The sequence below is a fragment of the Micromonospora sp. CV4 genome, assembly GCF_003667455.1.
In the GTDB taxonomy this organism is placed as follows: Bacteria; Actinomycetota; Actinomycetes; order Mycobacteriales; family Micromonosporaceae; genus Micromonospora.
The window spans coordinates 1-6,524 of the sequence record NZ_RCVI01000136.1; the positions used below are offsets into that span (position 1 = coordinate 1).

Consider the following 6,524-nt stretch of genomic DNA (forward strand, 5'->3'; position numbering starts at 1 on the left):
GCTGCGGCCCGGCCCTCGCGGGCCACGCCGGGCGCGGGCCGGGCCGCAGCGGGGGAGCGGAGGGGGTTTTGGGGAATGTGTCCGGGTGAGAGGTGGCCCCGACACGTCCGGAGTGCGCCGACGGCATAGACTGCACGTCGCCACGGGGTGTGGCGCAGCTTGGTAGCGCACTCGCTTTGGGAGCGAGGGGCCGTGGGTTCAAATCCCGCCACCCCGACTGTCGTCCGCGGCCGGGCCGCCCCGGGTGCCGCCGAGTTTTCCGCGCGGTCCCCGGGCGCTGCCGGAGCGTCAGGCCGGCTCACCTACACTCGATGGGCTGAATCACGCCCAGACTCAACTGAGATCCGTCAAGGAGTACGCCTGTGAAGAGCACCGTCGAGACTCTGAGCCCGACGCGCGTGCGGCTCGCCATCGAGGTGCCGTTCGTCGAGCTCGAGCCGAGCCTCAAGAAGGCGTACCGGGAGATCGGTTCGCAGGTCCAGGTTCCCGGCTTCCGCCGGGGCAAGGTGCCGACCGCGGTGATCGACCAGCGGGTGGGCCGGGGCACCGTCCTCAACGAGGCGGTCCAGGACGCCATCCCGGACAACATCCTCGCCGCGGTACGCGAGCACGACCTGAAGACGCTGGGGCGTCCCGAGGTCGAGATCACCGAGTTCAACGACGGTGACTCGCTGAACTTCACCGCCGAGATGGACGTCCGTCCCGAGATCACCCTGCCCGACGCGTCGACCATCGAGGTGACCGTCGACGAGCTGCAGATCGACGAGAGCGAGATCGACGAGCAGGTGAAGAACCTGCGCGAGCGGTTCGCCACCCTCAAGACCGTCGAGCGGGCCGCCGCCGAGGGCGACTACGTCCAGATCGACCTGAACGCGACCGTCGACGGCGAGGACGTGCCGGGCGGCCAGGCGAGCAACATCTCCCACGAGGTGGGCAGCAAGCAGCTCCTGCCGGGTCTCGACGAGGCCGTGGTCGGTCTCGCCGCCGGCGAGAGCACCACCTTCACCACCCAGCTGGTCGGCGGCGACTTCGCCGGCCGGGACGCCGAGGTGGCGGTGACCGTGCGCACGGTCAAGGAGAAGGAGCTGCCGGAGCTGAACGACGAGTTCGCCCAGATGGCGAGCGAGTTCGACACGATCGAGGAGCTCCGCGGCGACCTGCGGGGGCGGGTCACCCAGGGCAAGCAGGTCGAGCAGATCTACGCGGCTCGGGACAAGGCCCTGGCGCAGCTGGTCGAGGCCGCCGAGGTGCCGGCGCCGGAGGGCGTCGTCCGCGAGGAGGTGGCCAGCCGCAAGCAGGCGATGGTCGACCAGCTGGAGCGGATCGGCGCCTCCATGGAGGAGTACCTCGCCGCCGAGGAGAAGACCGAGGAGCAGATCGACGCCGAGCTGACCGAGGCGGCGACCGAGGGTGTCAAGGTGCAGCTGCTGCTGGACACCCTGGCCGACGCCGAGGACGTGCAGGTCTCCGACGACGAGTTCGGCCACGAGATCGTGCACCGCGCGCAGCGGGCCGGGATGGCCCCGCAGCAGTACTACGACCAGCTGGTGCGCTCCGGCGCGGCCGGCGCGGTCTTCGGTGACGTGCGGCGGGGCAAGGCGCTCGCGGCCGTCATGGAGCGGATCACGATCAAGGACTCGGCCGGCAACGAGGTCACCCTCGACGCCCTGCGCGCCGCCAACGAGGCGGAGCACAACCACGACCACTGATCGTCGGGTGCGGCCGCCGTCCGCCGCTGTGCGGTGGACGGCGGCCACATCCTTTTCCGGGGTACGCACGGCGACCAAGGTCGTCGGGTACGCCCGGAAGCCCGCGCCGCGGGTACGCCCGACGCAGCTGCGCTGAGAGCGAACAGTGCCCCGACCGGGACTCTGCCGCGCCGGACAGCGGTTAGTGTCGGGAAAGACGGTACGGAGAGCGAAGGGCTGCCATGACCGACATGCACATCCCCAAGAAGTCGCTCCGGGCGATTGACGCGCGCGGTGGCGACTCCATTGGCAACCTCGACGACTCGGTCTACAACCGGTTGCTCAAGGAGCGCATCATCTTCCTGGGCAGTGAGGTGACCGACCAGGTCGCCAACCGCATCTGCGCGCAGCTGCTGCTGCTCGCCGCGGAGGACCCGGACCGCGACATCAACCTGTGGATCAACTCGCCGGGTGGCTCGGTCTACTCCGGCATGGCGATCTACGACACCATGCAGTTCATCGACAACGACGTGTCGACCGTGGCGATGGGCATGGCTGCCTCGATGGGTCAGCTGCTGCTCTGCGCGGGCACCAAGGGCAAGCGTTACGCCCTCCCGCACGCCCGGATCATGATGCACCAGCCGTCCGGTGGTCTGGGCGGTACGGCGTCCGACATCGCCATCCAGGCGGAGCAGATGCTCTACACGAAGCGGATGTTCCAGGAGCGGGTCGCGCACCACACCGGCCAGAGCCAGTCGCAGATCGAGGCGGACTCGGACCGGGACCGTTGGTTCACCGCCCAGGAGGCCATGGACTACGGCTTCATCGACAAGGTGATCATCGGGGCCGCTCAGGTTCCGGATGGCGCCGGGACCCTGAGCTGAGGAGCTGACGATGACCGATCTGAGCCTGCCGCCCCAGTTCGCGGCCGTGCACAACCGTTACGTGCTGCCGTCGTTCGTCGAGCGCACGTCGTACGGGGTCAAGGAGTCGAACCCGTACAACAAGCTCTTCGAGGACCGGATCATCTTCCTCGGCGTCCAGGTGGACGACGCGTCGGCCAACGACGTGATGGCCCAGCTGCTGACGCTCGAGGGCACCGATCCGGACCGCGACATCATCATGTACATCAACTCGCCGGGTGGCTCGTTCACCGCGATGACGGCGATCTACGACACCATGCAGTACGTCCGTCCGGACATCTCGACGGTCTGCCTCGGGCAGGCGGCGAGTGCGGCGGCGGTGCTGCTGTCGGCCGGCACCCCGGGCAAGCGGATGGCGCTGCCGAACTCGCGGATCATCATCCACCAGCCGGCCACCGAGGGCGGCTACGGGCAGGGCTCGGACATCGAGATCCAGGCCCGGGAGATCCTGCGGATGCGGACGCAGCTGGAGGACATGCTGTCCCGCCACTGCAACCGGCCGATCGAGCAGGTTCGCAAGGACATCGACCGTGACAAGATCATGACGGCCGAGGAGTCCAAGGAGTACGGGCTGGTCGACACGATCCTGACCAGCCGCAAGAAGGGTCTGCTGGCGGCCAACGCCGCCAGCTGAGCACTACCGGGTCAGAGGTTGGCCGGGCGTCCGTTCCCGGCCGACCTCTGACACACCCGTTTTGGGGGTCGGAGAATGCCCCGCCAGCGGGTAACGTCGGGTCCGTACCGCTTCGCCGGTTGGGCCGGCGGGGTGAACGGAGCCGGACGGCGCGCAGCGTCCGCAGGGTCAGGGCCGGGTCTCCGGCCGATGAGTGCAGGGAGAACGTAGGTGGCACGGATCGGTGACGGCGGCGACCTACTGAAATGCTCCTTCTGCGGCAAGTCGCAGAAGCAGGTCAAAAAGCTCATCGCGGGCCCCGGGGTCTACATCTGCGACGAGTGCATCGATCTCTGCAACGAGATCATCGAAGAGGAGCTGGCCGAGTCCGGCGAGGTGAAGTGGGAAGAGCTTCCCAAGCCGATGGAGATCTGCCAGTTCCTCGACAACTACGTGGTCGGGCAGGATCAGGCCAAGAAGGCGCTCGCCGTAGCGGTCTACAACCACTACAAGCGGATCCAGGCCGAGGCGGCCGGCGCGCCGGGCTCCGGCACTGACGCCGTCGAGCTGGCCAAGTCCAACATCCTGCTGCTCGGTCCGACCGGGTGCGGCAAGACCCACCTGGCGCAGACCCTCGCCCGGATGTTGAACGTCCCGTTCGCGATCGCCGACGCCACCGCGCTGACCGAGGCGGGTTACGTCGGCGAGGACGTGGAGAACATCCTCCTCAAGCTGATCCAGGCCGCCGACTACGACATCAAGCGCGCCGAGACCGGCATCATCTACATCGACGAGGTCGACAAGATCGCCCGCAAGTCGGAGAATCCGTCGATCACGCGGGACGTCTCCGGCGAGGGCGTGCAGCAGGCCCTGCTCAAGATGCTCGAGGGCACGGTGGCCAACGTGCCGCCGCAGGGCGGGCGCAAGCACCCGCACCAGGAGTTCATCCAGATCGACACCACCAACGTGCTGTTCATCTGCGGTGGCGCCTTCGCCGGTCTCGACCAGATCATCGAGTCCCGCACCGGGCAGGGTGGCACCGGCTTCGGTGCCCGCCTCCGGTCGGTGTCCGACCGGTCGACCGATGACATCTTCAGCCAGGTCATGCCGGAAGACATGCTCAAGTTCGGGCTGATCCCCGAGTTCGTGGGCCGGCTGCCGGTGATCACCAACGTGCGCAGCCTGGACCGGAGCGCCCTGGTACGGATCCTCACCGAGCCGCGCAACGCGCTGGTCCGGCAGTACCAGCGCCTCTTCGAGCTGGACGGGGTCGAGCTGGAGTTCGACGAGCCGGCGCTGGAAGCGATCGCCGACCAGGCCATGCTTCGGGGCACCGGCGCCCGTGGCCTGCGGGCCATCATCGAGGAGGTCCTGCTCTCCGCGATGTACGAGGTGCCCAGCAACCCCGACGCCGCCCGGGTGCTGATCACCCGCGAGGTGGTCCTGGAGAACGTCAATCCCACCATCGTGCCGCGCGAGTTCACCGGCCGTCGGGCCCGGCGGGACCGCGAGGAGAAGTCGGCCTGATCGTCCTCGTCGCGCCGGCCGCTCAGTTCTGACGCGGCCGGCGCGGTCGCGTTCGCCGGTCCCGCGGGGGCGCTCGGCAGGTGGCCGGTGGCCGCCGAACGGCGAGCATCTGAGGCTGCCCGTGCGGCCCTTTCGGCCGTACCCTTGGGCTCATGCGCGTCGCCGTCTGCCAGCTGAACGCCCGGGACGACCGTAAGGCCAACCTCGCGGCCGCGGAGGTCCTGCTGGAACGCGCCGCCGCCGGCGGCGCGGATCTCGCCGTCCTGCCGGAGTACGTCGACTACCTCGGTCCCGCCGCCGGGTTGCCCGAGCCGGAGCCGGTGGACGGCGAGGTGGGCAGCTTCTTCGCCGGGATCGCCCGGCGACTCGGCATCTGGCTGGTGGCCGGGTCGTTCCATGAGGCCGGCCCCGACCCGGAGCACACCTGGAACACGTCGCTGGTCTTCGACCGGTCCGGCAGCCTGGCCGCGAGCTACCGCAAGATCCACCTGTACGACGTGGAGATCCCCGGTCGGGTCTCCTACCTGGAGTCGGCGAGCGTCGCGGCTGGCGTCCAGCCGGTGGTGGTCGACGTCGAGGGGCTCCGGGTGGGCCTGTCGATCTGTTACGACCTGCGCTTCCCGGAGCTGTACCGGCGCCTGGCCACCGAGGGGGGCGCCCAGCTGCTCGTGGTCCCGGCGGCGTTCATGCTGCACACCGGCCGGGACCACTGGGAGGTTCTGCTGCGGGCGCGGGCGATCGAGAACCAGTGCTTCGTCGCGGCCGCCGGACAGACCGGCGACCACGAGCCCGGCCGCACCTGTTTCGGACGCAGCATGGTGGTCGACCCGTGGGGGACGATCCTGACCCAGGTGCCGGACGGGCCGGGGGTGTCCGTCGTCGACCTGGACCTCGACCGGCTCGCCCAGATCCGGGCCGAGCTGCCCAGCCTGGCCAACCGCCGGCTCTGACCCGTCACCCCTGGAGCAGCACGCCGAGCACCGTGAAGCCGGCGATGACCGCGGCGGTCACCAGCAGGGCGGTGGTCATCCGGGATCGGCCCCGCCGGGCCAGCCGTCCCACCGAGAGCACCAGGACGACCAGCACGACGGCGCCGATCACCAACTGCCAGAACGGCAGGAGGAGGCCGAGCAGCGCCTCCTCGGCGTGCACCGCGACGCCGAGCCTGGGCTCATCCATGCCTGACACTCTGGCACGCCGGCGCGCCTCGCGTCGCGGGCTACGCGGGCCCGCTGCCATCCCGTTCGGCCGAACCAGTGATGAACCCTGATTTGCCTTCTCGGGGCCGTCCGCGTAACTTTCTCTCTGCACGGGGGAGGCCGGACAAACCGGCCGAGAACGGGCGCCAGGCTCGTGGCGGGAACGCCGAGCGAGACTGAGGATCGGGCGGTGCGGACCACCCCGGACACGGGGTTGCGGAAGCGAAGCCGACCGGGTAGAGTTCTGAAGCCGGCAGGAGCCGGGCGGAGAGCCGCGAAGCGGTGATCGGCCGGTCTGCGGCTTCCCACGACAGTAACGACCGCCGGGTACGGCGTGCGTCATCGTGGATCAGGACGAACCAAGTTGATCACCTCGGACACGAGGTTGACAACGAAAGTTCGACCAAGTAGGTTTGAGCGGTTGCCCCGAGATGGGGTCCCACCGAGTGGGGCTTTTGATCGGTGTGTGGTTGTTCTTTGAGAACTCAACAGGGTGCTTGATAAGCCAGTGCCAATTATGATTTATACCCCGGACTGGTCGGGCTTTATGTCTGGCTGGTTGGGATTCCTTTGG

The 6,524-nt window shown here is 68.8% G+C and carries 6 protein-coding genes and 1 tRNA gene; 6 read left to right on the top strand and 1 reads right to left on the bottom strand.

Going from position 1 to position 6,524, the window contains the following annotated elements; all coding sequences use genetic code 11:
* Nucleotides 1–143: 143 nt before the first annotated feature.
* The 6 genes from EAD98_RS01580 to EAD98_RS01605 all read left to right on the top strand — a co-directional run bounded on the left by EAD98_RS01580 (nt 144) and on the right by EAD98_RS01605 (nt 5,701).
* A tRNA-Pro gene (locus EAD98_RS01580) sits at nt 144–217 on the top strand.
* A gap of 145 nt (nt 218–362) precedes the next feature.
* Nucleotides 363–1,709, top strand: coding sequence for a trigger factor (gene tig / locus EAD98_RS01585; protein WP_121652299.1), 1,347 nt, complete (start codon nt 363–365; stop codon nt 1,707–1,709).
* Between the two features lie 221 nt (nt 1,710–1,930).
* A complete protein-coding gene (locus EAD98_RS01590; RefSeq protein ID WP_007464111.1) occupies nt 1,931–2,572 on the top strand; it encodes an ATP-dependent Clp protease proteolytic subunit in 642 nt (213 codons plus the stop codon).
* A gap of 10 nt (nt 2,573–2,582) precedes the next feature.
* Nucleotides 2,583–3,245, top strand: a complete 663-nt coding sequence (locus EAD98_RS01595) for an ATP-dependent Clp protease proteolytic subunit (RefSeq protein WP_121652300.1) — start codon at nt 2,583–2,585, stop codon at nt 3,243–3,245.
* A gap of 210 nt (nt 3,246–3,455) precedes the next feature.
* Nucleotides 3,456–4,751, top strand: coding sequence for an ATP-dependent Clp protease ATP-binding subunit ClpX (clpX, locus tag EAD98_RS01600; RefSeq protein ID WP_121652301.1), 1,296 nt, complete (start codon nt 3,456–3,458; stop codon nt 4,749–4,751).
* Nucleotides 4,752–4,903: 152 nt separating this feature from the next.
* The gene (locus EAD98_RS01605; RefSeq protein ID WP_121652302.1) at nt 4,904–5,701 is read left to right on the top strand and encodes a carbon-nitrogen hydrolase family protein; all 798 of its coding nucleotides are present in this window, start codon (nt 4,904–4,906) and stop codon (nt 5,699–5,701) included.
* Nucleotides 5,702–5,705: 4 nt separating this feature from the next.
* Here the strand turns inward: EAD98_RS01605 and EAD98_RS01610 are convergent, their stop codons facing one another.
* Nucleotides 5,706–5,930: a hypothetical protein gene (locus EAD98_RS01610; RefSeq protein ID WP_121652303.1), complete on the bottom strand. Its 225-nt coding sequence runs from the start codon at nt 5,928–5,930 to the stop codon at nt 5,706–5,708.
* Nucleotides 5,931–6,524 lie beyond the last annotated feature (594 nt).

Coding starts and splice junctions, on each gene's coding strand:
- EAD98_RS01605 (WP_121652302.1), top strand. CDS start 4,904: ATGCGCGTCGCCGTCTGCCAGCTGAACGCCCGGGACGACCGTAAGGCC.
- EAD98_RS01590 (WP_007464111.1), top strand. CDS start 1,931: ATGACCGACATGCACATCCCCAAGAAGTCGCTCCGGGCGATTGACGCG.
- EAD98_RS01610 (WP_121652303.1), bottom strand. CDS start 5,930: ATGGATGAGCCCAGGCTCGGCGTCGCGGTGCACGCCGAGGAGGCGCTG.
- EAD98_RS01595 (WP_121652300.1), top strand. CDS start 2,583: ATGACCGATCTGAGCCTGCCGCCCCAGTTCGCGGCCGTGCACAACCGT.